We start from the raw sequence: 21,665 nt of genomic DNA, 5'->3' as shown, positions 1-21,665 counted from the left end.
GCCTCTTCGCGGGCACCGCGCTCCTGAACACGGCGCCGTTCCTGATCCTGTCGATCGCAATTGCCGCGTGGGCGAATGCCACCGGCGCCGACAACCTGATCGCCAAGGCCTTCACCGGCGCGCCACTGCTGATGATTGGACTGGGCGCGCTGGCGGGCGGGATCTCGCCCTTCTGCTCCTGCGGGGTGATCCCGCTGATCGCCGCGCTTCTGGCGATGGGCGTTGCCCTTCGCGTTTGAAACATTCGTCCTGACCTGGGGCATCGTCGGCAGCTACATCCTGTTTCCCGGGGCCATGGCCGCGACCTTCGGCCAGATCAGCGGCGCACACCCGTTGTTCTTCATCGCGACCTGGGTCGCGGAGGGCGCGCGTACCGTAGGTGACTGTTGCGAGATCGGGCCCGCCCATATTGCCGAGCTCGCCCGCTGCCTGAAACCGGCGGCCGACACCGTACGTCCCGCCGCGCACGGCTAACGGTCTGACGCGCCGTCCAAGGCCGACACGCCCACGGACGCACCACCGAAAACGGCGGCCCGGCAACGCTTGTTACGCGGCACGCCTTGGCGCACCCCAAAAGCTGCCTATCTGACTCATAATTTGCCACCCCGCATCCGAGGTTCGACATGCCTCCCGCAACGCTACTCGACCTTGTCATGGCAAACCCGCCCCACGCCGCCTGAAGCGTAGACCCGCGGCGCTTTGGCAACCTGACGCGGTCTATGCGGACGGAGCACTCCTTCCAGCTGCTTGGGCTTCCGACGTAGCGCCCTGCCCCAAGGCGCTCGTAGGGGTTGGCCAAGAAACATCTGGGCACCTCCTCTCACGGCACCGCGCGCGCGACGATCCCGGATCGTCGCCCAAGGCGGGCGCCGTCCCGTGCAATGCTGTCATGTTGGGCTTTCCGGTTGCCGAGGCTTTGTTGCGCAAAGGTCGAGCGAGGGATTCATCTTGTGAATCCAGCGTGGTAGCTGGCCTGCATGAGCAGCCCCATCCCGCCGAGCTACAAGACCAGGAACCGGCCGGCCTACAACGAAGCGCTGAAGCAGCGCGGCTCCCTGACGATCTGGTTCGATCCGGACATTGTCTGGGTGCCGCGGCCGACCGGCAAGCGAGGCCGGCAGCCACAGTATAGCGATGCCGCGATCCAGACGTGCCTGACGATGAAAGTCCTCTTCGGCATGGCCCTCCGGCAGACGACGGGGTTCGTCGAAAGCCTTCTACGGCTGGTCGGCCTCGACTGGGCGGTGCCGGATTTCAGCACGCTGAGCCGGCGCCAGAAATCCCTGGCCGTGAGTATTCCCTACCGGGGCTCGCAGGGCCCGCTGAACCTGCTGATCGACAGCACCGGCATCAAGGCGGAGGGCGAAGGCGAGTGGCACGCCCGCAAGCATGGCGGCGCGAAACGCCGTCTGTGGCGCAAGATCCACATCGGCGTCGATGAACAGACGCTGGAGATCCGCGCCATCGAGGTCACCGGAAGCCACATCGGTGACGCGCCCATGCTGCCCGAGCTTCTCGACCAGATCCCCGCTGATGTGGAGATCGGCTCAGTCACGGCAGACGGAGCTTATGACACGCGCAGGTGCCACGACGCCGTCGCCGACCGCGGCGCCGATGCTGTCATACCGCCACGCAAGAACGCCAAGCCTTGGAAGCCCTCGACGGCCGGCGCGATCGCCCGGAACGAGGCGCTGCGCGCATCGAAATACCTCGGCCGCGCCATCTGGCGAAAGTGGAGCGGATACCACCGCCGAAGCCGGGTCGAGACGAAGATGCATTGCGTGAAGCTGCTGGGGCAGAGCCTCATGGCGTGCGACTTCGATCGTCAGGTCGCCGAACTCCAGGTCCGCGCCGCCGTCCTGAACGGCTACACCGCGCTCGGCATACCAGTCACAGAGCCCATGGGGTAAGTGCGTCTGGGGAAAGGGGAGGTCCGGGCTTCACGCTCTTTGCGCAACAAAGCCGGTTGCCGATGTCAGGGTGGCGGGAATTCCTTTGAAAATGGAACGAGCGCCACCGCGCTCGTGGTCGTTTCCCGTCGGTGGCCGGGACTTCGAAGACCGCCAAGGACAGCCTTCTTTGACAGACGTCATGGGATTTCGTCCGGGATGCACGTTGTCGCCGCTGCTCAAGCGGGCTCCACCACCTTCGGGGAATGATCAGGTCCCCGCACCGCGCTGCGTTCTCGGTGATGCGCGACAATGGTCACGAGCGTCCAGTCGTGCTGCCTCCTTTCTCTTCGCTCATCGTACAGTCCTCGACGGCATTCTCATGCCGGTCCGTCATACGGAGGATATGGAACGATTGAATTCAGCCGGAAAAGCTTTCTCTTCCTGAAACCACGGTTCATCCATCCGGACCTTGCCGCGACCGCCCTCATGCCGTCCGCCGGACTTGCATGACCACCTCCGCCTGCGGCATCGCCGTCCACGGATACGGGGCGGAGACGGTGGCCAGGAAGACGCTCAACAAGGAGAACCTTGCGGCCCTTGGCGCCGAGACGCTGGCCGATCTGCTGCTGGAGGTCACACGGGGCAACCGCGCCCGTCAGCAGCGCCTGAGGCTGGAACTGAGCGCGCGCGCCGGGCCCATGGATGTCGCCCGGGACATCCGCAAGCGGTTTGCCCAGCTCCGGCGGGCAAGCGGGTTCATCTCGTGGCAAAGGCAAAGGGCCTTCGCCCGGGAATTGTCCGATCTGGTCGATCTGATCGCCACGCGTGTCGCGCCCGACGCACCGGGCGAGGCGTTCGACCTGCTCTGGACCTTTCTCCAGCTTGCCCCGAACATTCACGAGCGCACCGATGACAGCAACGGCGTGATCGGCGGCGTCATGGACGATGCCATGGCCGCGATCGCCGATCTGGCCCCGCGCCTCGATCTCGACCCGGGGGCGCTGGCCGACCGGATCTTCGAGGCGCTGCGGGACAACGGGTACGGCGAATTCGACGGCGCGATCCCGGCGCTTGCCGAGGCGCTCGGGTCCTCTGGCCTGGAGCGGTTGAAAACGCTGGCCAAGGCCGCCGAGGTCGCGACGCTGACCGGTGCCGACCTGGCCCGCTACGATTTCGTCGCAGATGAGGCTCGCCGCAGCACCCTCGCGCAGGAGGGGCGCGACCGGACCGCGGGGATGATCCTGCAGGATGTGGCCGACCTGCAGGGCGATGTCGATGCCTACATGGCCCGCTACAGCGCCGAGCAACTGACCTATCACACGATCGCGCCCGAAGTCGCCGCGCGCCTTCTGGCGGCCGGCCGCGCTGAAGAGGCGCTACGGATCGTCGAAAACGCGCGCGCCAGGGATCGCGGCCATGACCCCTGGTTCGGCCCGTCGCCGCTCGATGCGGCCTCTGCCGACTGCCTGGCGGCCCTTGGCCGCGACGCCGAATTGCAGGCCTTTCTGTGGGAGGATTTCTGCCAGACCCTGAATGCCGACAGCCTGCGACGCCACCTAAAGGCCTTGCCGGATTTCGAGGATATCGAGGCCGAAGACCGCGCAAAGGCGGTCGCCCGGTCCCATGCTGATTGGATGCTGGCGCTGTGTTTCTTCCTCGATTGGCCCGACCATGCCGAGGCCGCAGGACTGATCGAGGCGCGTGCCGCCGATCTGGATGGCGACAGATACGAGGTTCTGACCCCGGCGGCCGATGCCCTGCAGGCTGAGCATCCGCTGGCCGCCACCCTCGCCCGCCGGGCGATGATCCTCTTCGCCCTCGAAAAGGGTCGATCGAAACGATACGGCCACGCCGTGCGCCACCTGCTGGACTGCGCCACCGCCGATCAGGAAATCCGCGACTACCATGGGCACCCGGACCATGCGTCCTTCCTGGAGGCGCTGCGGCGAGACCACCCCCGAAAATCGAGCTTCTGGAGCAGGGTTGGCAACGCGTGAGACCGACACCTCATCGTGCCCCGATCGGCCGGAGATGGTCGCCAAGGGATGATCCTTCGGTTAGGCGGGGGGCGGTCATTCGCTGCAATCGCGAGACGGACACACTGGCGATATGGGAGCCGACATTCCGACTGTCGGGAAGCCAGCTTATTTCTGCGCCGCCGCCAGGCGGCTTCCAAAGACCTTTTTTCGGCGAATGCGTTCGCGCTGGCCGGATAGCGAAAGCCTATCAGCCCCAGCCGAGATTTTGGATGTTGCTATCGTATTTCCGGTTCTGTTCGGCCCCACGAGGCCGCTCTCGTAGTGGCGGAAGATGGCGCGGAAATAGGGAATTATCGCCTCGCCATGTAACTGCGGGAGGCAGGTCCCGCTGTCCAACGCTTTTCGACCTTCAACGATGTACGATCATCACGGCATCAAAGCCCCGCATCGCTGCTGAAAGAACCGACAGACGGTCCACGTCGGACGCGACGGGAAAACACATCAGCGTCCCCGGTCGACATTTCTTGCCCATATCTTTACAATTGATCTCAATGTGCGCGGCTGTTCCTAGAAGGGAAATTTGGCATGACTCGGGCCGATGACCGCCCCGGAAACCTGTTCTTGCGTCTCTTTCTCGGCGGTTTCGTGCTAGCCGTTCTGGGTTTCTTCGTCCTCACCTCGCCCTGGACTTGGTCCCTCGTGCATCCTTCACGCGACGTCGCGACTCTCGAAGGGCCCGATCTGGAAAACGGCGAGTTGATCTTCGTGGCGAGCGACTGCGCGACGTGCCATGCAACGCCCGGTCAGGAGAACCCGCTGATGCTCGGCGGCGGGCGCGAGCTCGATACCGAGTTCGGCCTGTTCCGGATGCCCAACATCTCGCCCCATGACGAGGACGGCATCGGCGGCTGGACGCTGGCCGAGTTCGACCGCGCAGTGCGCGAGGGGGTCGGCCCCGGGGGCATCGACGGGCAGAACTTCTACCCGTCCTTCCCCTACACCTCCTATCAGCGGATGACCGCCGAGGACGTCCGCGACATGTACGCGTTCATTCAATCGCTGGAGCCCGTCGCCGGCCGGGCCGACGACCACGACCTGAAGTTTCCCTTCAACCTGCGCCGGGGCGTGGGGGTGTGGCGGCTCGTGTTCCTCGACGGCGAGCGCCTGCCCGAGGGCAATCCCGGCCCGCTGCCCGTGGTCGAAGACACGAACGACCCGTTCTCGCCGGTGACCATCGACGCGCCCGACGACGTGATCCTGGCGCGCGGCAAATACCTTGTGGAAGGGCCGGGCCATTGCGCCGAATGCCACTCACCCCGGACCATGCTGGGCACGATCGAGGAGGGCATGCGCTTCGGCGGAGGGCCGACGCCCGACGGGCACGGCCATTTCCCGAACATCTCGCCGGACGAGACCGGTATCGGCTTCTGGTCGGCCAACGCCATTGCCAACTACCTCAAGACCGGGGTCAGCCCGATCGGCAAGCGCGCGGGCGGCGACATGGAAGAGGTGGTCGCCAACACCTCGCAGCTGAGCGACGCCGACCGGCTGGCCATGGCGCGTTATCTCAAGACGGTGGCGCCGGTCGACCATCCCGCGCCGGGCCTGCCCGAGCCGAACCGGACCTCGCAGTTGGTCATGCTGGAGCAATCGGGCGAGAGCGCCCGCGAGTTGCCGACATCGCCGGCCGAGGAGGTCGGCACGGCGAACACCGCCTTCGTCGTGCATACCAAGGCGTTCTCGCTCGACTCCGGGTCCGACGACGAGGACGGCAAGCTGCTGAGCGGGACCGAGGTCGCCGTGGTCGGGGAAGACGGCGATCTGCTGCGCGTGCGGCTGGAGGGCTGGCAGCTTGTCGGGGCCGAGGCGGTGCTTTACGCCAAGCAGGGCCAGCGCATCCTGCAGGCCGTCCTCGGCGAACCGGCGATCGGCGCGCTGGAGGCGGGCGAGACCGTGACCGACCCCGATACCGGGCAGGACTGGGTATCGGTCAGTTTGGAGGGCTGGGTCGACAAGACCGGGATGCTGGTCGACGGCGACGCGCTGTGGTCCTTTACCGCCGAGATGTTCAATTCGGCCTGCGCCGCGTGCCACAGCCCGCCGGAAGCGGATCATTTCCTGGCGAACCAGTGGATCGGCACGCTGGGCTCGATGAAGCGCTTCACCTCCCTCGAACCGGATGCATATCGCCTGCTGCTCGTCTATCTGCAGAACAATGCCAAGGATTCCGGCGCGAAGGAGCGCGCCGACCTATGAGCGCAAGCGCCGGCCTGTCCCGCGCCCCGGACCCGACGGAGATCGAGGCATTCGTCGCGGAGTTTTTGGGCCGCGCGTTCCTCGCGCCCCCGGACGACGCGGCGGTGGCCAGCATGGCCGCGCCCGAGGCGGCGCGGCTGTTGCGCGAGATCGCGGCCAGCCTTGCGGAGGAGGACGCGGCCGACACCATGTGCACGGCGCTGACCCGGGGCCCGCCCGAAGCGGTCGCCGCGGACCTTGCGCGGCGGCATGTGGCGCTGTTCTCGGGCGTGCGCGGCCCGCGCACCATCCCGATCTATGAAAGCGCCTATACCGGCGGGGGTCGGCACGCGGCCGAGACCTTTGCCGACTTGCAGGCGGTCCTCCGTCGTCTTGACCTGCATGTGGCCGAGGACTGCGCCGAGCCGGTCGATCACCTGTCGCTGGAACTGACGATCTATGGCACCGCGCTGCGCAGCGGCGACGGGGCGGCGGCGGCGGCCATGCTGGACCGGCTCGCCGGCTGGGTGCCCGCGTTCTGCGCCAAGGTGGCCGAGGCCGATCCGCGAGGGGTATACGGCGCGGCGGCGCGCCTGCTCGCCGCGCTGGTCCGGCACCGCATCCCCGCCCATACCTCCCCCCTCCAGCAAGAAGGAGCGCGCGCGACATGACGATCGAGCCAAAAGGGGCCTTTCCGGCCGTCTCCCGCCGCAGCTTCCTGCAGGGCGCCGCGGCGCTCGGGGCGCTTGGCACCGCGGGCGGCCCGCTGCTCTCCCCCGGCGCCGCGGCCCAGACCGCCAGCGCCGATATCCTCTCGGCCTGCCACTGGGGCGTGTTCCGGGGCCGCGTCGCCGACGGGCGCGTGACCGAGATGATCCCGTGGGAGGAGGATCCCGCGCCCTCGCCCCAGCTCGCGGGCGTGATGGACTCGATCTATTCGCCGTCGCGGATCAAGTACCCGATGGTCCGCCGGGCCTGGCTGGAACAGGGCCCCGGCGCCGACCCCGACGGCCGCGGCACGGGCGATTTCGTCAGGGTGAGCTGGGACGAGGCGCTGGAGCTTGTCGCCAACGAGCTTGTCCGCGTGCGCGAGGAACACGGCTCGACCAGCATCTTCGGCGGCTCCTACGGCTGGAAGAGCCCGGGCAAGATGCACAACTGCCAGACGCTGCTGCGCCGGCTGCTGAAGCTGGAGGGCGGCTTCACGAACTCGGCGGGCGACTATTCCACGGGCGCGGCGCAGGTCATCCTGACCCATGTCGTGGGCTCGATCGAGGTGTATGAACAGTGCACCACTTGGCCCGTGCTCGCCGAGGATTGCGAGCTGATGGTGTTCTGGGGTGCCAATCCGCTGCGCAACTCCGAGATATGCTGGCAGGTCGCCGATCACGGCTCATTCGCCGGGGTCGACCTGATCCGCGACGCCGGAATCGAGACCATCTGCATCGACCCGATCCGCACCGAGACGGCGCAGCGCCTGGATTCGGAATGGATCGCGCCGCGGCCGATGACTGATGTCCCCCTGATGCTGGGCATCGCGCATACGCTCTATACCGAGGGTCTGCACGATCAGGAGTTCCTCGACCGCTACACCAGCGGTTTCGACCGGTTCCTGCCCTATCTTCTGGGAGAGAGCGACGGCCAGCCCAAGACACCCGAATGGGCGGCGGAGATCTGCGAGGTTCCGGCCGAACAGATCCGCGACCTCGCACGGCGCTTCGCCTCGGCGCGCACCATGCTGGCGCTCGGCTATTCCACCCAGCGCCAGCACCATGGCGAGCAGGTCCACTGGATGCTGGTCACGCTGGCCTCGATGCTGGGGCAGATCGGGTTGCCCGGCGGCGGCTACGGGTTGAGCTATCACTACGCCTCGGGCGGGGCGCCGACACACAATTCGCCGATCCTGACGGCGGTGTCGGACACGCCGGGCGGCGTGGGCGGCGTGGGCGGGCCGGCCTGGCTTGCCGGGGGCGGCTCGCTGACGATCCCGGTCTCGCGCCTGGTCGAGACGCTCTTGAACCCCGGCGCGACGATGCAGTTCAACGGCCACGAGATCGAACTGCCCGAGATCAAGCTGGCCTACTGGGCCGGCGGCAACCCCTTCGCCCATCACCAGGACCGCAACGAGATGCTGCGCGCCTGGCGGAACCTGGAGACCTTCATCGCCAACGACTTTCAGTGGACGGCGACCGCGCGGCATGCCGATATCGTGCTGCCGGCCACCACGTCCTACGAGCGCAACGACATCTCGCAGGTGGGCGATTACGCGCTTAGCCACATCGTCCCGATGAAGAAGCTGATCGACCCGGTCTTCGAGGCGCGGTCGGACTACGAGATCTTCACCGGGATCGCGCAGAAACTCGGCCACGGCTACGCCTATACCGAGGGCAAGACCGAGATGGACTGGATCCGCGGGTTCTACGAAACCGCACGGATCGAGGCGCGCGCGAAGGGCATGGAAATGCCGACCTTCGAGGCGTTCTGGGACAGCAACGAACCGCTTGCCTTCCCGTTGCCCGAGGAGAGCCGCAACTTCGTCCGCTATGCCGATTTCCGCGCCGACCCGCTGTTGAACGCGCTCGGCACGCCATCGGGCCGGATCGAGATCTTCTCGCGCAATATAGAGAAGATGGCCTATGACGACTGCCCGCCGCATCCGACCTGGATGGAGCCGATCGAGCGGCTGGGTATGGAGGGGCAGACCTACCCGCTGCACGTCGCCTCGAACCACCCGCGCATGCGGCTTCATTCGCAGCTTTGCGGCACGTCGCTCCGCGAAAAATACGCCGTGCAGGACCGCGAGCCGTGCTGGATGAACCCCGCCGATGCCGAGGCGCGGGGACTGGCGGATGGCGATGTCGTGCGGGTGTTCAATGACCGCGGCCAGATCCTGGCCGGCGTCGTCGTGACCGACGAGATCCGCCCCGGCGTGGTCCGCATCGACGAGGGCGGCTGGTTCGATCCGTTGAACCCGCGTGAGATCGGCAGCCTGTGCCGTTATGGCGACGTCAACAACCTGACGACGGGCATCGCGACCTCCAAGCTCGCCCAGGCCAATTGCGGCCAGACCGCCCTTGTCGAAATCGAAAAATTCGAAGGAGAGCTTCCCGATGTTCTCGTCTTCTCCGACCCGGTGTCCTGAACGCGCTGCCCGCCGACGGGGCGGTGCCAGGGTCACGGCCGCCCACGCATTGGTGTGCCTGTCTGCGGGCGTTCTGATGCTTCCCGGTCTCGGCAGCGTGGCACTCGGATTCGAGCAGAACGCGGCGCCGGCGCCGCAGGAAGATTACCTGCCGCTACAGAGCCTCGGCGAAGATCCGCCCGGCCCCACGGAAGAGCCGCCGCAGTCGCTTCATGCCGCGTGGTGCCTTGGTCGGTACGACACCTACGATGTCGGGACAAACACCTTCCTCACCGACAATAAACTGCGCCGCGAATGCGTCTCGCCGTATGGCGCTGGAACAGGCGGAGCGGACTGATCAGGCCAGTCCAGAGCGGACAACGGAGATGAAAGACTGCCCCCGTATTGCAGTGCGTCCCTCGGGGAACGACGACTGTCCGTCGTCAGAGTTTTCCGGAGACATCGGCACTACCGTCCACTTGGGGCTGCCGCCGCCGATCAGGGAAACGAAGAACGGCAAAAGCTTTGGCGCACTGGACCATCAGCAGAGGGCCGTTCATGTGACTGCGGCGAATGGCCGTTCTTGACAAGGCGCACTGCCGCGTCGATGATCGAGATAGATGGCTGCTAGCAGGCTGCTGAAAAACCTCGCTCTGGACGTCGGTTGAGGGACGTGATTCACCCCTTGGGCGGTTGCCGGAGGGGTTGGGATGCGGGGCGCGGACGAGACGAGCGGGTCGCTGTTCAGCTATGTTGACATCGAGGCGCGGATCCCGGCGCGGCATCCGTTGCGGCAGATCCGGCGGGTCGTGAACGAGGCTTTGGCCAGCCTCGATGCCGAGTTCGAGACGCTCTACGCCCCGGAGGGCCGGCCCTCGATCCCGCCGGAGCGGCTGATCCGGGCGAGCCTTCTACAGATCCTGTTCTCGGTACGCTCGGAGCGGCAGTTGATGGAGCAGATGGATTACAACCTCATGTTCCGCTGGTTCGTGGGCCTGGGGATCGACGACGCGGTCTGGGTCCCCACCGTCTTCACGAAGAACCGTGACCGGCTGCTGACCACCGACATGGCGCGCAAGGTGATGGGCGCGATCCTGGCTCACCGGGAGGTCGCACCGCTGCTGTCAGACGAGCACTTCTCGGTGGACGGCACGCTGATCAAGGCCTGGGCTTCCATGAAGAGCTTCCAGCCGAAGACCGAGGGCAGCCCGCCCGGCGCGGACGGGCCGGGTGACCCGCCGGGGGACACCGATCAGGATACCAGCCCCGACACCGCCCCTGCCCAGCCCGAAGCCGAGACCGTCCCGATGCCCAGCCCCAGCCGCCGCCACCGCAACGCCGAAGTCGACTTCCGCGGCGAGAAGCGCTCCAACGCCACCCATGCCTCGATCACCGACCCCGACGCGCGGCTGTTCCGCAAGTCGCAGGGGACGGGCGCGCTGCTCTGTTACATGGGGCATGCGCTGATGGAAAACCGCAATGGCTTCGTCGTCTAGGCCGACCTGACCCGCGCCGATGGCCATGCCGAACGCCGCGCCGCGCTCGACATGATCCACCGCCATTCCCCCGGCTCGACCCGCCGCCTCACGCTGGGCGCCGACAAGGGCTACGACAGCGCAGATTTCGTCGCCGATCTGCGACAGGCCCACGTCACGCCGCATGTCGCCCAGAAGGCCCGACACTCCGCCATCGACGGCAGAACCACCCGCCACCCCGGCTACGCCCTGTCCCAGACGCGCCGCAAGAAGATCGAAGAGCCCTTCGGCTGGGCCAAGACCGTCGGCGGCATGGCCCAGACCGTATACCGCGGCCTCGACCGCGTCGCCGCCCGCTTCACCTTCACCATGGCCGCCTGCAACCTCGCCAGACTGCCGAAGCTGCTGGCCGCCTGACGCCAAAGGCAGGGCCGAGACCAAGCACACAGAACAGACGACGCCGGCCTCACGGGTGAGGGTCAGGGAAATCCGTCCGGCCGCAAGAGAATTTCAGCGGCCTGCTAGAGCGTGTCGCCGGCTTTCGGATTCAGGATTCCCAGATTGGCCGTGATGTGATTCCGTCTCTTTGAGGTAGATATGGGGGTCATAGATGGGCAAACCACATCCGATAGAGCTACGCGAGCGTGTCGTCGCGTTCGTGGACGAAGGTCATGGGCATCGCGAAGCGGCACGGCACTTCCGGGTATCGCCGAAGTTCGTGAACGAGCTGATCAAACTGCGTCGCGAGACCGGATCACTCAAGCCCCGGCCCCAAGGCAATGGCGGCGGGCACGGCAAGCTTGCGGGCGTGACCGGCTGGATCGAAGCCCGCGTCGCCGCCAAGGGCGAGATCACGCTCGATGAATTGGCCGTTGAGCTGGCCGAAACCCATGGCATCGAGGTCCATCGCGGCACGATCTGGCGGGTGCTGCGCGGGCTTGGTCTGACGCACGAAAAAAGACCTGCAGGCGCTTGAGCAGAAGCGCAAGGATGTCGCCGATCTGCGGCGCATCTGGATCGCGAAACGCCAGCCCTTCATGGCCAACCATCTGGACCGGCTGGCCTTTGTGGACGAGACCTCGGTCAAAACCAACATGGCCAAGACGACCGGCTGGGCCCCGTTCGGGCAGCGCCTCGTCGATCACGCGCCGTTCGGACATTGGCGCACCCAGACCTTCGTCGCGGCCCTGCGCCACGACCGGCTCGACGCACCATGGATCATCGACGGGGCGATGAACGCCGAGATGTTCGCCCTCTACATCGAAACCCAGCTGGGGCCGACGCTGCGCAAAGGCGACGTTGTCATTCTCGACAACCTGTCGAGCCATAAGGCCCCGGCCGCAGCGGCGTCCCTGCGTGCGATTGGCACCTGGTTCCTGTTCTTGCCGCCTTACAGCCCGGACCTGAACCCCATCGAAATGGCGTTCTCAAAGCTGAAGTCGCTCATAAGGAAGGCAGCCGCGCGAACCTACGATCAACTTTGGGCGGCCGTCGGCCATGTCTGCGACCTCTTCTCAGACCAAGAATGCTACAACTACTTCAAGGTGGCCGGCTATGAGGCCGATTAAATGCGACGCGCTCTAGCCGCCCGCCGGCTCGAGGTGGCCGCGCGCTGGCGCGCGCGGCGCCTCCGGCGGGAGTATTTGGGCCAAGAAGAAGCGGCCGGTCAGCGCAGCCGCGGCGGCGCGTCGGCGGCGCGGGCCGGCCGTGGCGCGGCGGCGGCTGGGCCCGGGGCGGCAAGGTCGATCCGCAGGCCGCGGCGCGCCAGCGCGCCGGCGAGCTTGCCGTCCCTGGCGATGAAGGTGACGTCGAGCGCGCCGGCCTCGAGCCCGCTGAAGCGCAGCGCCTCGGCGACCAGCCGGGCGAGCGCGGCCTCGGCGCCGGGGCGGGCCTCCTCGAAGGCGAGCAGCAGGCCGCTGCCGCCGCCCGCGTAGCGGATCCCGGCGAGCCAGGCGCGGGGGGCCAGGGCGCCCGCCTTGGCGAGATGGCAGTCGAGCGCGGCAAGCAGCGCTTCGGGCAGCGCGCCCGGCGCGGTCAGCGCTTCGGGGTCCAGCTGGAGGGGCGCGGGGGCCGGGGCGAGCGTCTCGGCCCACCAGGCCACCGCATCGGGCGGCAGCAGGTCATGCGCCGCCGCGCCGGGATTGACCGCGAGCCCGAGCCCCTGCCCGGCCAGCAGGTCCGCCAGCGCGCGGCCCGGCATCGCGGCATAGGGCGCGGGCGCGCCGGTGAACGCGGTCAGGCGGGTCTCGCGGTCGAAGGCGAGCACGAAGCGCCCCTCGTCGAGCGGGAACACCGCCGGCACGATCCGGTCCTCCTCGGCCTCGCGGTCGAGCAGCAGGACCAGTTCGCTGGCCGCGAGAAGGCCCAGGTAGCGCAGCCGGGCCGCGGGGTCGTCGGGCGCGGCGGCCATGGCGGCGTGGGCGCGGTCGAGGGGCGTGGGCTCGGTCATTGCAGAACCTCGGCGACACGGGTCCGGAGGGCGGGGACGAGCTCGGCCTCGAACCAGGGGTTGCGTTTCAGCCAGGCGGTGTTGCGCCAGGACGGGTGCGGCAGCGGGAAGACGTCGGGGGCGTGGTCGCGCCAGGCCGCCACGGTGGCGGTGACGCCGGGCCGTGCCGCCGGGCCGAGATGCCATTTCTGCGCGTAGCCGCCGATCAGCAGGGTCAGCGGCACCGGGCCGAGGGCGCGCATCACGCCGGCGTGCCAGGTGTCGGCGCAGAGGCGCGGCGGGGGCAGGTCCGCGCCCTTCGCATCGTAGCCGGGGAAGCAGAACGCCATGGGCAGCACCGCGATGCGGGCGAGGTCGTAGAAGGTGGCGGCGTCGATCCCCATCCACGCGCGCAGCCGGTCGCCCGAGGGGTCGAAGAAGGGCCGCCCTTCCTCGTGGACGCGCATTCCCGGCGCCTGGCCGCAGACGAGGATGCGGGCGCCGGGCGCGAACCACGGCACCGGGCGCGGCGCGTGGGCCGTCGCGGTGGCCGCGAACCGGCCGGCGCAGAGGCGGCAGGCGGCGATCTCGTCGCGCAGGGGGCCGATCCGGGGGGTGGCGGTCATGGCCCCGATCTAGGGCCATTCGCCGGCGGGCGCAAATGGAGGCTTGCACTCATTTCGATATTTCTAGTAATGTCCATGCATGAACACGCGGCCCGACCCGGATCTCACCCTCACGCGCATGGCCACGGCCTTTGCCGCGCTCGGCTCGGAGCATCGCCTGTCGGTGCTGAAAACGCTGGTGCGCGCGGGGCCCGAGGGGCTGTCGATCGGCGAGCTGGGGGCGCGGGCGGGTGTCACCGGCTCGACGCTGACCCATCATGTGCGGGTGCTGGCCCAGGCCGGGCTGGTCTCGCAGGAGCGGCGCGGCCGGTCGATCATCTGTGCCGCAGCCGCCTACCCGGAGATGCGGGCGCTGTCGGATTTCCTTCTGTCGGAATGCTGCGCCGATGCCGCGGCCCCCCATGCGGAGCACGATCATGGCTGACCTGACGCAATCCCCGGCCCGCCTGCCCGCGCTGTGGCGGCGGATCGACAAGGCGTGGCTGGCGATCCTGCTGCTGCCGGCGGTGCTGGGGCTGTTCGATCCGGCCCAGGTCTGGCCGACCGTACGCTTCGCGCTGGGGGCGCTGGGCCATACCGCACCCTTCATCGTCTTCGCGGTTCTGGCGGTCGCCTATCTGAAGGCCACCGGGGCGGAGACGCTCCTGGCGCGCGCCTTCGAGGGCCGGACCGTGCGGATGATTGTGCTGGCCGCGCTCCTGGGCGGGCTGTCGCCGTTCTGCTCCTGCGAGGTGATTCCGTTCATCGCCGCCCTTCTGGCCGTCGGCGCGCCGCTGGCCGCGGTGATGGCTTTCTGGCTGGCCTCGCCGCTGATGGACCCGGCGATGTTCCTGATCACCGCCGGGACGCTGGGCACCGATTTCGCCGTGGCCAAGACGGTGTCGGCGATTTTCATCGGCATGATGGGCGGGTTTCTGACCTATGCGCTGGCCGACAGCAGGGTCTTTGCCGACCCGCTCCGGCCGCGGAAATCGGCCTGCGGCGCGGGCGGCTGCGGCTGTGGCAGCGGGCCCGCCTTCGAGGGGCGCCCGGTCTGGCGGTTCTGGTCCGAGGCCCCGCGCCGCGCCAGTTTCCGCGAGGCGGCGCTGGAAAACGCGCTGTTCCTCGGCAAGTGGCTGCTGCTCGCCTACATGATCGAGGCCTTGATGCTGGAATACATCCCCGCCGAGGCGGTGGCCGCGGTGCTGGGCGGCGAGGGGCTGAAACCGGTGCTGCTGGGCGCGCTGGTGGGCGGGCCGGCCTATCTGAACGGCTACGCCGCGGTGCCGCTGGTCGACAGCCTGCTGCGCCAGGGGATGAGCGACGGCGCGGCGATGTCCTTCGTGATCGCGGGGGGCGTGAGCTGCATCCCCGCCGCCGTGGCCGTCTGGGCGCTGGTCCGCCCCAGGGTCTTCGCCGGCTATATCGGCTTCGCGAGCCTCGGCGCGGTGCTGGCGGGGCTGGCCTGGGGGGCCATCGCCTGACCGCACGGGCGCCCGCTTGCCGCCCTGCCCCGCTTGCGCTAGCCAAGGCGTGACGCAGCGGGGGAGCATCGCGGGCCATGTACCGCGTCCGGGAGTTCGTGACGACCTACGCGGGCCTGCTGATCGCGGGCGCCTGCGTGGCGCTTGTCTGGGCCAACCTGCACCCGCCCTCCTATCACGACTTCGTCGAGGCCGTCCTCGTCGAGGATTTCGTGATCGGTCACGCCTATGAGGCGGACGACGGCGTCGCGCGCCGACTGACGCTGCGATACCTGGTCAACGACGTGGCCATGGCGCTCTTCTTCGCGGTGATGGCCAAGGAACTTTGGGAGGCGCTCGTGCTGGACCGCGGCGCGCTCCGGGGGCGCAAGGCCGCGACGCCGCTTGTCGCGGCCGCGGGCGGCATGCTGGCGCCGGCGGCGGTCTATCTGGGCCTCGCCGCGCTGACGGGCCCGGACACCTACGACGTGCTGGCCGGCGGCTGGGCCATTCCCGTCGCGACCGACATCGCCCTGGCCTATGCGGTGGGGCGGATGGTGTTCGGCGCGGGGCATCCGGCGCTGCGGTTTCTGCTGCTGCTCGCCATCGCCGACGATGCGGCGGCGCTGGCGATCCTGGCGGTCGCCTACCCGCCGGCCGGCCTTGCCCCCGGGTGGCTTCTGCTGTCCGCGGGGGCCGGCGCGGGCGCCTTCGTGCTGTTCAACTGGCTGCCCCGGCGGCTCGACCGGGGCAAGCGGATGCGCCCCAATTCGACCAGGATGCGGCGGCGGCTTGGCCTCTGGCCCTACGCGGCGGCGGGCGCGGCGAGCTGGTTCGGCGTCCAGCAGGCGGGCCTGCCGCCGGCGCTGGGGCTGTTGCCGGTGATCCCGGCGATCCCCCATGCCGACCGCGCCTTCGGCCTTTTCGCCGAGGCCGAGCGCTATCTGTCGGACCTGCTGAACCGGGCCGAGGCGCTGCTCAGGCGCCCCGCCGGGGCCGCCCTGTTCCTGTTCGGGCTGTGCAACGCGGGCGCCGAGGTCTCGGCCATCGCCGCGCCGACCTGGCTGGTGCTGGCGGGACTCGTGATCGGCAAGCCCCTGGGCGTGACGCTGTTCGGCTGGCTCGCCGCGCGTGTCCTGCGGCTGGGCCTGCCGCGGGGCATGCGCCTGTCCGATCTCGTCATCCTCGGCTGCGTCGCGGGCGTCGGCTTCACCGTGCCGCTCGTCATCGCCGGGGCGGCCTTCTCGGGCGGCGCGACGCTGGAGGCGGTGGACCTGCAGGGCGCGGCCCGGCTCGGCACGCTGTTCAGCCTCGCGGCCGCCCCCGTCGCCCTGGCCGCCGCCCGCCTGATGAAGGTGAACAGGCGCCCCGCCTGACGCGGCCGCGCGGCCGGCACGTCCATATGTTCTGCCCCGTTGCGCTCTCGCGTCGCGAAGAGCCGGCACCGACCATAATATCGCCGCAAATCGCCGTTAGGTTCCAGCCTGGAAACAAAGGTTCAACGGCAAGATGGCGACGAGGCGCGCACGCGGAACGGGCAGGCAATGCTGGAATTCATCGATGTCAGCAAGAGCTTCTGGACGGGGAAGCAGCGCAAGGTGATCCTGGACCGGGCCTCCTTCCGGGTGGAGCTTGGCAATTCGTTGGGCATCCTCGCCCCCAACGGCACAGGCAAGACGACGCTGATCAACATGATGGCCGGCCTGGAGAAGCCCGAAGAGGGAAAAATCCGGCGCAATTGCCGCATTTCCTTCCCGCTGGGCTTCATGGGCGGTGTCGTGAACCGCCACACCGGAACCGAGAACGCCCGCTACATCGCGCGGCTCTACGGGCTCGATCCCGACTATGTCGAGGCGTTCTCGCGCTGGCTGTGCGGCATCGAGGAATACTACGACATGCCGATCGGCACCTACAGCCAGGGCATGCGCGCGCGCTTCAGCTTCTCGCTGATGCTCGCGCTCAATTTCGACATCTACCTCATAGATGAAGGCATGCCGTCCACCACCGATGTCGAGTTCAACCGGAAGGCGGGCGCGATCCTGCGCGAACGGCTGGAGGACACGACGGTGGTGATCGTCTCGCACCAGCCCGCGACGCTGGAAAAGTTCTGCCGCTCCGCGGCGGTGCTTACGGAAGGCCAACTCGTGATGTTCGACAGCCTGGACGAGGCAAGACAGCTTTATGACTATGAATCCAACGGCTAAGAAGTATCGCATCCGGCGCAGCGCTGCGGCGGCGCAACCGGCCCGGCCGTCCGCCGCGGCCGGCGCCGGGGACGGTTTCGGCCCCAAACCCGTCGCCAACGCCGCTGCGGAGCCGCGCCCCGCGGCGCCGGCGGCCGCTGCGCCCACGCCCCCCCAGCACGCCCCCCGCGAACCGGCGACCCCCGAACAGGAAATCGCGGCGATCCGCGCCGAGGAACTGACCGGACGCCAGCTGCGCATGGCCCGCCGCGTCGCCCAGAAGCACGGGCTGAGCCCCGCCTCGGACCACGACGCCGTGCGGCTCTTGCGCGGGCAGGGCATCGATCCGTTCCAGCGGGCCAACATGCTGGAAATCGCCCGCAACGAGGTCGCGGACGGCGGGGGCGCGCCGCGCCAAATCCAGCTGCCGCGCACGATGCCCGCGGGCGGCGGCATGCCGGCACGGCCCGCCAACACCCCCGGCGAGACGCGGCTGCGCGAGGTGCGCGAGATCCAGCGCGACATCGCCCGGCGCCGGCGCCGCTCCCTCGCGATGATGTTGGCGCGGCTGGCCGCCTTCGTTCTGTTGCCCACCGCCATCGCGGGCCTCTACTACTTCAAGCTCGCCACGCCGATCTACGCCACCAATTCCGAATTCGTCATCCAGCAGGCCGACGGCCAGGCCGGCGGCGGGCTCGGCAGCCTGTTCCAGGGCGCCGGCCTCGCGGCGCAGCAGGATTCGATCAACGTCCAGAGTTACCTGCAATCGCGCGACGCGATGCTCCGGCTCGACTCCGACCTCGGCTTCCGCACGCATTTCAGCCAGGCGCACATCGACCCGATCCAGAGGCTGGCCACCGACGCCTCGAACGAGGCCGCGTACAAGCTGTACAAGAAGGCGGTCAAGATCGGCTACGACCCGACCGAGGGCATCCTCAGGATGGAGGTGCGCGCCGCCGACCCGGCGACGAGCGCGTCCTTCTCCGAGGCGCTGATCTCCTATGCCGAGCAGCGCATCGACGGGATGACGACGCGGCTGCGCGAGGACCAGATGGCCGGGGCGCGGCAAAGCTACACCGAGGCCGAGGCCCGCGTCGCGGAGGCGCAGCAACGCGTTCTGGCGCTGCAGGAAAAGCTGGGCGTGATCGACCCGGCCAGCGAGACCAGGGCGCTGATGGGCCAGATCGCGACCTTCGAGACCCAGCTTCGCGAAAAACGGCTGCAACTCCTGCAACTGATGGACAATCCCCGCCCGAACGAGGCCAGGGTGCGTGGCGTCGAGGGCGAGATGCAGCGGCTCGAGGATCTGGTGGCGAGCCTGCGCGCCTCGATGACCGAGGACGGCACGCGCGGCGAGTCGCTCGCCCGCATCTCGGCCGAACTGCGCATCGCCGAGGCCGATCTCGCCAACCGCCAGCTTCTGCTCCAGCAGGGCCTGCAGCAACTGGAGACCGCGCGCATCGAGGCGAACCGGCAGGTGCGATACCTTTCGCTCGGGGTCAGCCCCGTCGCCCCCGACGAGGCGACCTATCCCCGCGCCTTCGAGAACACCGCGCTCGCGCTCTTGATCTTCGGCGGCATCTACCTGATGGTCTCGCTGACGCTCTCGATCCTCCGCGAACAGGTCTCTGCCTGACATGAAAGACGTGCATATCGGCGGGCTCACCGTCGGAAACGGCCGCCCGCTGACCGTCATCGCGGGGCCCTGCCAGCTGGAAAGCCTGGACCACGCCCTGGCGATCGGCCGCGAGATGAAAACCGCGTGCGACGCGGCGGGCGCGGGCTACGTGTTCAAGGCGAGTTTCGACAAGGCGAACCGCACCTCGCTCTCGGGCCGGCGCGGGGTCGGCATGGACAAGGGGCTGGAGATCCTGGCCACGTTGCGCGAAAGCCTGGGCGTCCCGGTGCTGACCGACGTGCACGCGCCCGAACAATGCGCCCCCGCGGCCCGGGCCGTCGACATCCTGCAAATCCCGGCCTTCCTGTGCCGCCAGACCGACCTGCTGCTCGCCGCCGGCGAGACCGGCGCCGCGATCAACGTCAAGAAGGGCCAGTTCCTCGCGCCCTGGGACATGGCGAACGTGATCTCCAAGGTCGAGGCCACGGGCAACAGCCGCCTCCTGCTCACCGAGCGCGGCACCTCGTTCGGCTACAACGCGCTGGTGGCCGACATGCGCGCGCTGCCGATCATGGCGCGCACCGGCTACCCGGTGGTGATGGACGCGACCCACTCGGTCCAGCAACCCGGCGGCCTGGGCGGCGCCAGCGGCGGGCAGCGCGAATTCGCCCCCGTGATGGCGCGCGCGGCGGTGGCGCTGGGGATCGCGGCGGTCTTCATCGAGACGCACGAGGCCCCGGACACCGCCCCCTCGGACGGTCCCAACATGGTGCCGCTCGCCGAGATGCCCGCGCTGGTCGCGACGCTGATGGCCTTCGACCGGCTGGCGAAGGCCAATCCGCTGGCACCGTGACGCGGCCCCACGCCGGCGCGGCACGGTGCGATTTTTCGCCCGATGGGGCTTGAAGCCGGCGCGCGCCCGGCGTATCTACGCGCGCACCGTTGGGGTGTAGCCAAGTGGTAAGGCAGCGGTTTTTGGTACCGTGTATCGTAGGTTCGAATCCTACCACCCCAGCCAATTCTCTCACGAAGCCACTGGTATAGAACGGCAAGGGACAGTCCGACACCGGTCCCGGTTCCGTTGCAGAAATTGCGTGGGGGATTCATCTCGTGAATCCAGCGTGGTAGCTGGAAGACATGAGCAGCCCCGCCCCCGCCTACAAGATCAGGAACTGGCCGGCCTACAACGAAGCGCTCAAGCGCCGCGGCTCACTGACGATCTGGGTCGATCCCGAGATGAGCTGGGACGCGGCGCCGACAGGCCGGCGTGGCCGACAGCAGACCTACAGCGATACCGCCATCCAGATCTGCATGACGATGAAGGGTGACGGGCGTCCCGGAAACAGGCCAGTGGCCTGTTTCGGCCCTGAACCGGCGGCGCCCCGGGCAAGTTCGGGATGGCACTGCGGCAGACGACCGGGTTTGTTGAAAGCTTGTTGCGTCTGGTCGGGCCTGGCTGGTCGGTGCCCGACTTCAGTACGCTCTCGCACCGCCAGAAGACGCTGGCCGTGAACATCCCGCATCGTGGCTCCAAGGGACCACCGCCCCTGCTGATCGACAGTAACCTCGGCCATCACCCGATTTGTGCAACAGAGTCCATCCACCCGATCTGCACGGCTGCCCATCAATCGCGACAAATGCTGCGCCATGCACGAATGGCCGGTTCGCGCCACCTGTGAGGGCGGCCCGTCCCCTGCAGTTCTCGACGCTTTCCGAGATCGCCAGCGCGTCCGCCAGATCGACGCCGAGGTAGCGGACGGTGCTGTCCATCCTGGTGTGGCCGAGCAGGAGTTGCACGGCCCGCGGGTTGCCCGTCTTCCGGTAGATCCGGGCGACCTTGGACCGGCGCATGGAATGCGTGCCATAGCAGGTGGGCCCAGCCCGATGAAACGAACACAGTCCCGCGCGAGCCGGGCGCATTGCCGGGTCGAGATGTGCAGGCGTTCCTTGCACCAACCACGGGCGGCGTCATCTGGGGCGCCGCCCCGTTACCGAAGTCCTGATCCTGGGTCGCTGAACGTCCTTGCATCGGGTCCATACTCGGCCATCAGATCATGGCCTCCGCTCCTGCAGCGAGAGAGGTCAGAATCCCTGCGGTCAGGAGCACGGAGGCGCCGCCGAAGATCAGGCCAATCGCAGCGACAAGACCATCCCGCTCTACAAGCCCGACACCGAACACGAAGAGCGAGATGGCAGGGAACCAGCCGCTGAGTGGCACCGGCAGGAACAGCGCGAAGGCGATCACGAACAGTGCGAGACCAAGCACTCGGTCGTTTCGGCGTGCAAAGAGCAGCGCATAGCGCGGTGTCAGCACGCGCTCGAGCCTGCGCGTGACGGGCCTCAGGCCCAAAACAGTCCGTCGCAGTTTGGATTGATCGAGCCGCAGGCGTGCAAGCCGCCCCGGCAGCTTCACATGCGGATAGCCGAGCGCCATCTGACCCGTCGTCACGAGAAGGGGCAAGGCCGTGATCAACGATGATCCGGGCGGCAGCGGGAGCAGCGTGAGTAACGAAAAGACCACGATGGCCCAGCCGAATGATGTCTCGCCAAGCTCGGTCAGCAGGTTGCCGACGGTCAGCGTGCCCGCCCTGTGCTGGCTTCGGGAGGTTCGCAGGATCGGCAGCGACAGAGACGGCCGTCGTCGTGTTCCATCTTCGCGCTTCATC

18 protein-coding genes, 1 tRNA gene and 4 pseudogenes are annotated in these 21,665 nt (G+C 68.2%); 19 read left to right on the top strand and 4 right to left on the bottom strand.

Features of this window, described 5'->3' with window-relative positions:
• Positions 1-5: 5 nt before the first annotated feature.
• The 11 genes and pseudogenes from BUR28_RS17040 to BUR28_RS20485 form a co-directional block, all read left to right on the top strand.
• Positions 6-230, top strand: a pseudogene (locus BUR28_RS17040) (permease); the annotation flags it as partial.
• A gap of 64 nt (positions 231-294) precedes the next feature.
• Positions 295-474, top strand: coding sequence for a homocysteine S-methyltransferase family protein (locus BUR28_RS17035; RefSeq protein WP_139307652.1), 180 nt, complete (start codon positions 295-297; stop codon positions 472-474).
• 503 nt (positions 475-977) lie between these two features.
• Positions 978-1,910 (top strand): IS5 family transposase, encoded by a 933-nt coding sequence (locus BUR28_RS17030; protein WP_074221202.1) that lies wholly within the window; start codon positions 978-980, stop codon positions 1,908-1,910.
• A 488-nt stretch (positions 1,911-2,398) separates the two neighbouring features.
• Positions 2,399-3,889, top strand: a complete 1,491-nt coding sequence (locus BUR28_RS17025) for a DUF6880 family protein (protein ID WP_254813766.1) — start codon at positions 2,399-2,401, stop codon at positions 3,887-3,889.
• A gap of 567 nt (positions 3,890-4,456) precedes the next feature.
• Entirely contained in the window at positions 4,457-6,127 is a 1,671-nt protein-coding gene (locus tag BUR28_RS17020) for a c-type cytochrome (protein WP_074221201.1), read from the top strand.
• The gene (locus BUR28_RS17015; protein ID WP_083626702.1) at positions 6,124-6,777 is read left to right on the top strand and encodes a TorD/DmsD family molecular chaperone; all 654 of its coding nucleotides are present in this window, start codon (positions 6,124-6,126) and stop codon (positions 6,775-6,777) included. Before BUR28_RS17020 ends, BUR28_RS17015 begins: the two co-directional genes overlap by 4 nt.
• Positions 6,774-9,248 carry a trimethylamine-N-oxide reductase TorA gene (torA, locus tag BUR28_RS17010; protein ID WP_074221200.1) on the top strand — a complete coding sequence of 825 codons (2,475 nt, stop codon included), beginning with the start codon at positions 6,774-6,776 and terminating at the stop codon, positions 9,246-9,248. The genes BUR28_RS17015 and torA overlap by 4 nt, the downstream gene beginning before the upstream one ends.
• Positions 9,249-9,324: 76 nt before the next feature.
• On the top strand, positions 9,325-9,585 hold the full coding sequence (locus BUR28_RS19670; protein ID WP_074221199.1) for a BA14K family protein: 261 nt from the start codon (positions 9,325-9,327) through the stop codon (positions 9,583-9,585).
• Positions 9,586-9,937: 352 nt separating this feature from the next.
• Positions 9,938-11,119 (top strand): annotated as a pseudogene (locus BUR28_RS17000) (IS5 family transposase).
• 193 nt (positions 11,120-11,312) lie between these two features.
• Complete coding sequence (locus tag BUR28_RS20490) at positions 11,313-11,678, top strand: helix-turn-helix domain-containing protein (RefSeq protein WP_074218878.1); 366 nt, start codon at positions 11,313-11,315, stop codon at positions 11,676-11,678.
• Positions 11,665-12,270, top strand: coding sequence for an IS630 family transposase (locus tag BUR28_RS20485; RefSeq protein ID WP_139307605.1), 606 nt, complete (start codon positions 11,665-11,667; stop codon positions 12,268-12,270). Before BUR28_RS20490 ends, BUR28_RS20485 begins: the two co-directional genes overlap by 14 nt.
• A gap of 98 nt (positions 12,271-12,368) precedes the next feature.
• Here BUR28_RS20485 and BUR28_RS16985 read toward each other — a convergent pair whose 3' ends face one another.
• Complete coding sequence (locus BUR28_RS16985; protein WP_074221197.1) at positions 12,369-13,151, bottom strand: SseB family protein; 783 nt, start codon at positions 13,149-13,151, stop codon at positions 12,369-12,371.
• Positions 13,148-13,756: a uracil-DNA glycosylase family protein gene (locus BUR28_RS16980; RefSeq protein WP_074221196.1), complete on the bottom strand. Its 609-nt coding sequence runs from the start codon at positions 13,754-13,756 to the stop codon at positions 13,148-13,150. Before BUR28_RS16980 ends, BUR28_RS16985 begins: the two co-directional genes overlap by 4 nt.
• A gap of 79 nt (positions 13,757-13,835) precedes the next feature.
• Here BUR28_RS16980 and BUR28_RS16975 point away from each other — a divergent pair, with 79 nt between their 5' ends.
• The 8 genes and pseudogenes from BUR28_RS16975 to BUR28_RS16940 all read left to right on the top strand — a co-directional run.
• Positions 13,836-14,180, top strand: a complete 345-nt coding sequence (locus BUR28_RS16975; protein ID WP_074221195.1) for an ArsR/SmtB family transcription factor — start codon at positions 13,836-13,838, stop codon at positions 14,178-14,180.
• Positions 14,173-15,219, top strand: coding sequence for a permease (locus tag BUR28_RS16970; protein WP_074221194.1), 1,047 nt, complete (start codon positions 14,173-14,175; stop codon positions 15,217-15,219). The genes BUR28_RS16975 and BUR28_RS16970 overlap by 8 nt, the downstream gene beginning before the upstream one ends.
• Positions 15,220-15,296: 77 nt before the next feature.
• Positions 15,297-16,574 (top strand): Na+/H+ antiporter NhaA, encoded by a 1,278-nt coding sequence (locus tag BUR28_RS16965; RefSeq protein ID WP_074221193.1) that lies wholly within the window; start codon positions 15,297-15,299, stop codon positions 16,572-16,574.
• A gap of 168 nt (positions 16,575-16,742) precedes the next feature.
• Positions 16,743-17,402 carry an ABC transporter ATP-binding protein gene (locus tag BUR28_RS16960; protein WP_074221192.1) on the top strand — a complete coding sequence of 220 codons (660 nt, stop codon included), beginning with the start codon at positions 16,743-16,745 and terminating at the stop codon, positions 17,400-17,402.
• Entirely contained in the window at positions 17,386-19,017 is a 1,632-nt protein-coding gene (locus tag BUR28_RS20230; RefSeq protein ID WP_083626701.1) for a KpsE/RkpR family capsule polysaccharide export protein, read from the top strand. Before BUR28_RS16960 ends, BUR28_RS20230 begins: the two co-directional genes overlap by 17 nt.
• 1 nt (position 19,018) lies before the next feature.
• On the top strand, positions 19,019-19,852 hold the full coding sequence (kdsA, locus tag BUR28_RS16950; RefSeq protein WP_074221190.1) for a 3-deoxy-8-phosphooctulonate synthase: 834 nt from the start codon (positions 19,019-19,021) through the stop codon (positions 19,850-19,852).
• Positions 19,853-19,942: 90 nt separating this feature from the next.
• Positions 19,943-20,017: transfer RNA gene (locus BUR28_RS16945), tRNA-Gln, on the top strand.
• A 119-nt stretch (positions 20,018-20,136) separates the two neighbouring features.
• A pseudogene (locus tag BUR28_RS16940) lies at positions 20,137-20,561 on the top strand (transposase); the annotation flags it as partial.
• A gap of 139 nt (positions 20,562-20,700) precedes the next feature.
• On the opposite strand, the pseudogene BUR28_RS20650 reads toward BUR28_RS16940, so the two are convergent.
• Positions 20,701-20,945: pseudogene (locus BUR28_RS20650) on the bottom strand (integrase); the annotation flags it as partial.
• Between the two features lie 101 nt (positions 20,946-21,046).
• Positions 21,047-21,664, bottom strand: coding sequence for an exopolysaccharide biosynthesis protein (locus BUR28_RS16930; protein WP_074221189.1), 618 nt, complete (start codon positions 21,662-21,664; stop codon positions 21,047-21,049).
• Position 21,665 lies beyond the last annotated feature (1 nt).

Source organism: Rhodovulum sp. ES.010 (genome assembly GCF_900142935.1).
Classification (GTDB): Bacteria; Pseudomonadota; Alphaproteobacteria; order Rhodobacterales; family Rhodobacteraceae; genus Rhodovulum.
The sequence above is the reverse complement of the archived record's forward strand: the minus strand, read 5'-3'. Positions and strand labels throughout refer to the sequence as shown.

What these genes read in the sequence shown, in the direction of transcription:
- BUR28_RS16970 (WP_074221194.1), top strand. Translation starts at nt 14,173, where the DNA reads ATGGCTGACCTGACGCAATCCCCGGCCCGCCTGCCCGCGCTGTGGCGG.
- BUR28_RS17020 (WP_074221201.1), top strand. Translation starts at nt 4,457, where the DNA reads ATGACTCGGGCCGATGACCGCCCCGGAAACCTGTTCTTGCGTCTCTTT.
- BUR28_RS20490 (WP_074218878.1), top strand. Translation starts at nt 11,313, where the DNA reads ATGGGCAAACCACATCCGATAGAGCTACGCGAGCGTGTCGTCGCGTTC.
- BUR28_RS16965 (WP_074221193.1), top strand. Translation starts at nt 15,297, where the DNA reads ATGTACCGCGTCCGGGAGTTCGTGACGACCTACGCGGGCCTGCTGATC.
- BUR28_RS17025 (WP_254813766.1), top strand. Translation starts at nt 2,399, where the DNA reads ATGACCACCTCCGCCTGCGGCATCGCCGTCCACGGATACGGGGCGGAG.
- BUR28_RS16975 (WP_074221195.1), top strand. Translation starts at nt 13,836, where the DNA reads ATGAACACGCGGCCCGACCCGGATCTCACCCTCACGCGCATGGCCACG.
- BUR28_RS16930 (WP_074221189.1), bottom strand. Translation starts at nt 21,664, where the DNA reads ATGAAGCGCGAAGATGGAACACGACGACGGCCGTCTCTGTCGCTGCCG.
- BUR28_RS20230 (WP_083626701.1), top strand. Translation starts at nt 17,386, where the DNA reads ATGAATCCAACGGCTAAGAAGTATCGCATCCGGCGCAGCGCTGCGGCG.
- BUR28_RS17030 (WP_074221202.1), top strand. Translation starts at nt 978, where the DNA reads ATGAGCAGCCCCATCCCGCCGAGCTACAAGACCAGGAACCGGCCGGCC.
- BUR28_RS16980 (WP_074221196.1), bottom strand. Translation starts at nt 13,756, where the DNA reads ATGACCGCCACCCCCCGGATCGGCCCCCTGCGCGACGAGATCGCCGCC.
- BUR28_RS19670 (WP_074221199.1), top strand. Translation starts at nt 9,325, where the DNA reads ATGCTTCCCGGTCTCGGCAGCGTGGCACTCGGATTCGAGCAGAACGCG.
- BUR28_RS16985 (WP_074221197.1), bottom strand. Translation starts at nt 13,151, where the DNA reads ATGACCGAGCCCACGCCCCTCGACCGCGCCCACGCCGCCATGGCCGCC.
- torA (WP_074221200.1), top strand. Translation starts at nt 6,774, where the DNA reads ATGACGATCGAGCCAAAAGGGGCCTTTCCGGCCGTCTCCCGCCGCAGC.
- BUR28_RS16960 (WP_074221192.1), top strand. Translation starts at nt 16,743, where the DNA reads ATGCTGGAATTCATCGATGTCAGCAAGAGCTTCTGGACGGGGAAGCAG.
- kdsA (WP_074221190.1), top strand. Translation starts at nt 19,019, where the DNA reads ATGAAAGACGTGCATATCGGCGGGCTCACCGTCGGAAACGGCCGCCCG.
- BUR28_RS17015 (WP_083626702.1), top strand. Translation starts at nt 6,124, where the DNA reads ATGAGCGCAAGCGCCGGCCTGTCCCGCGCCCCGGACCCGACGGAGATC.
- BUR28_RS17035 (WP_139307652.1), top strand. Translation starts at nt 295, where the DNA reads ATGGCCGCGACCTTCGGCCAGATCAGCGGCGCACACCCGTTGTTCTTC.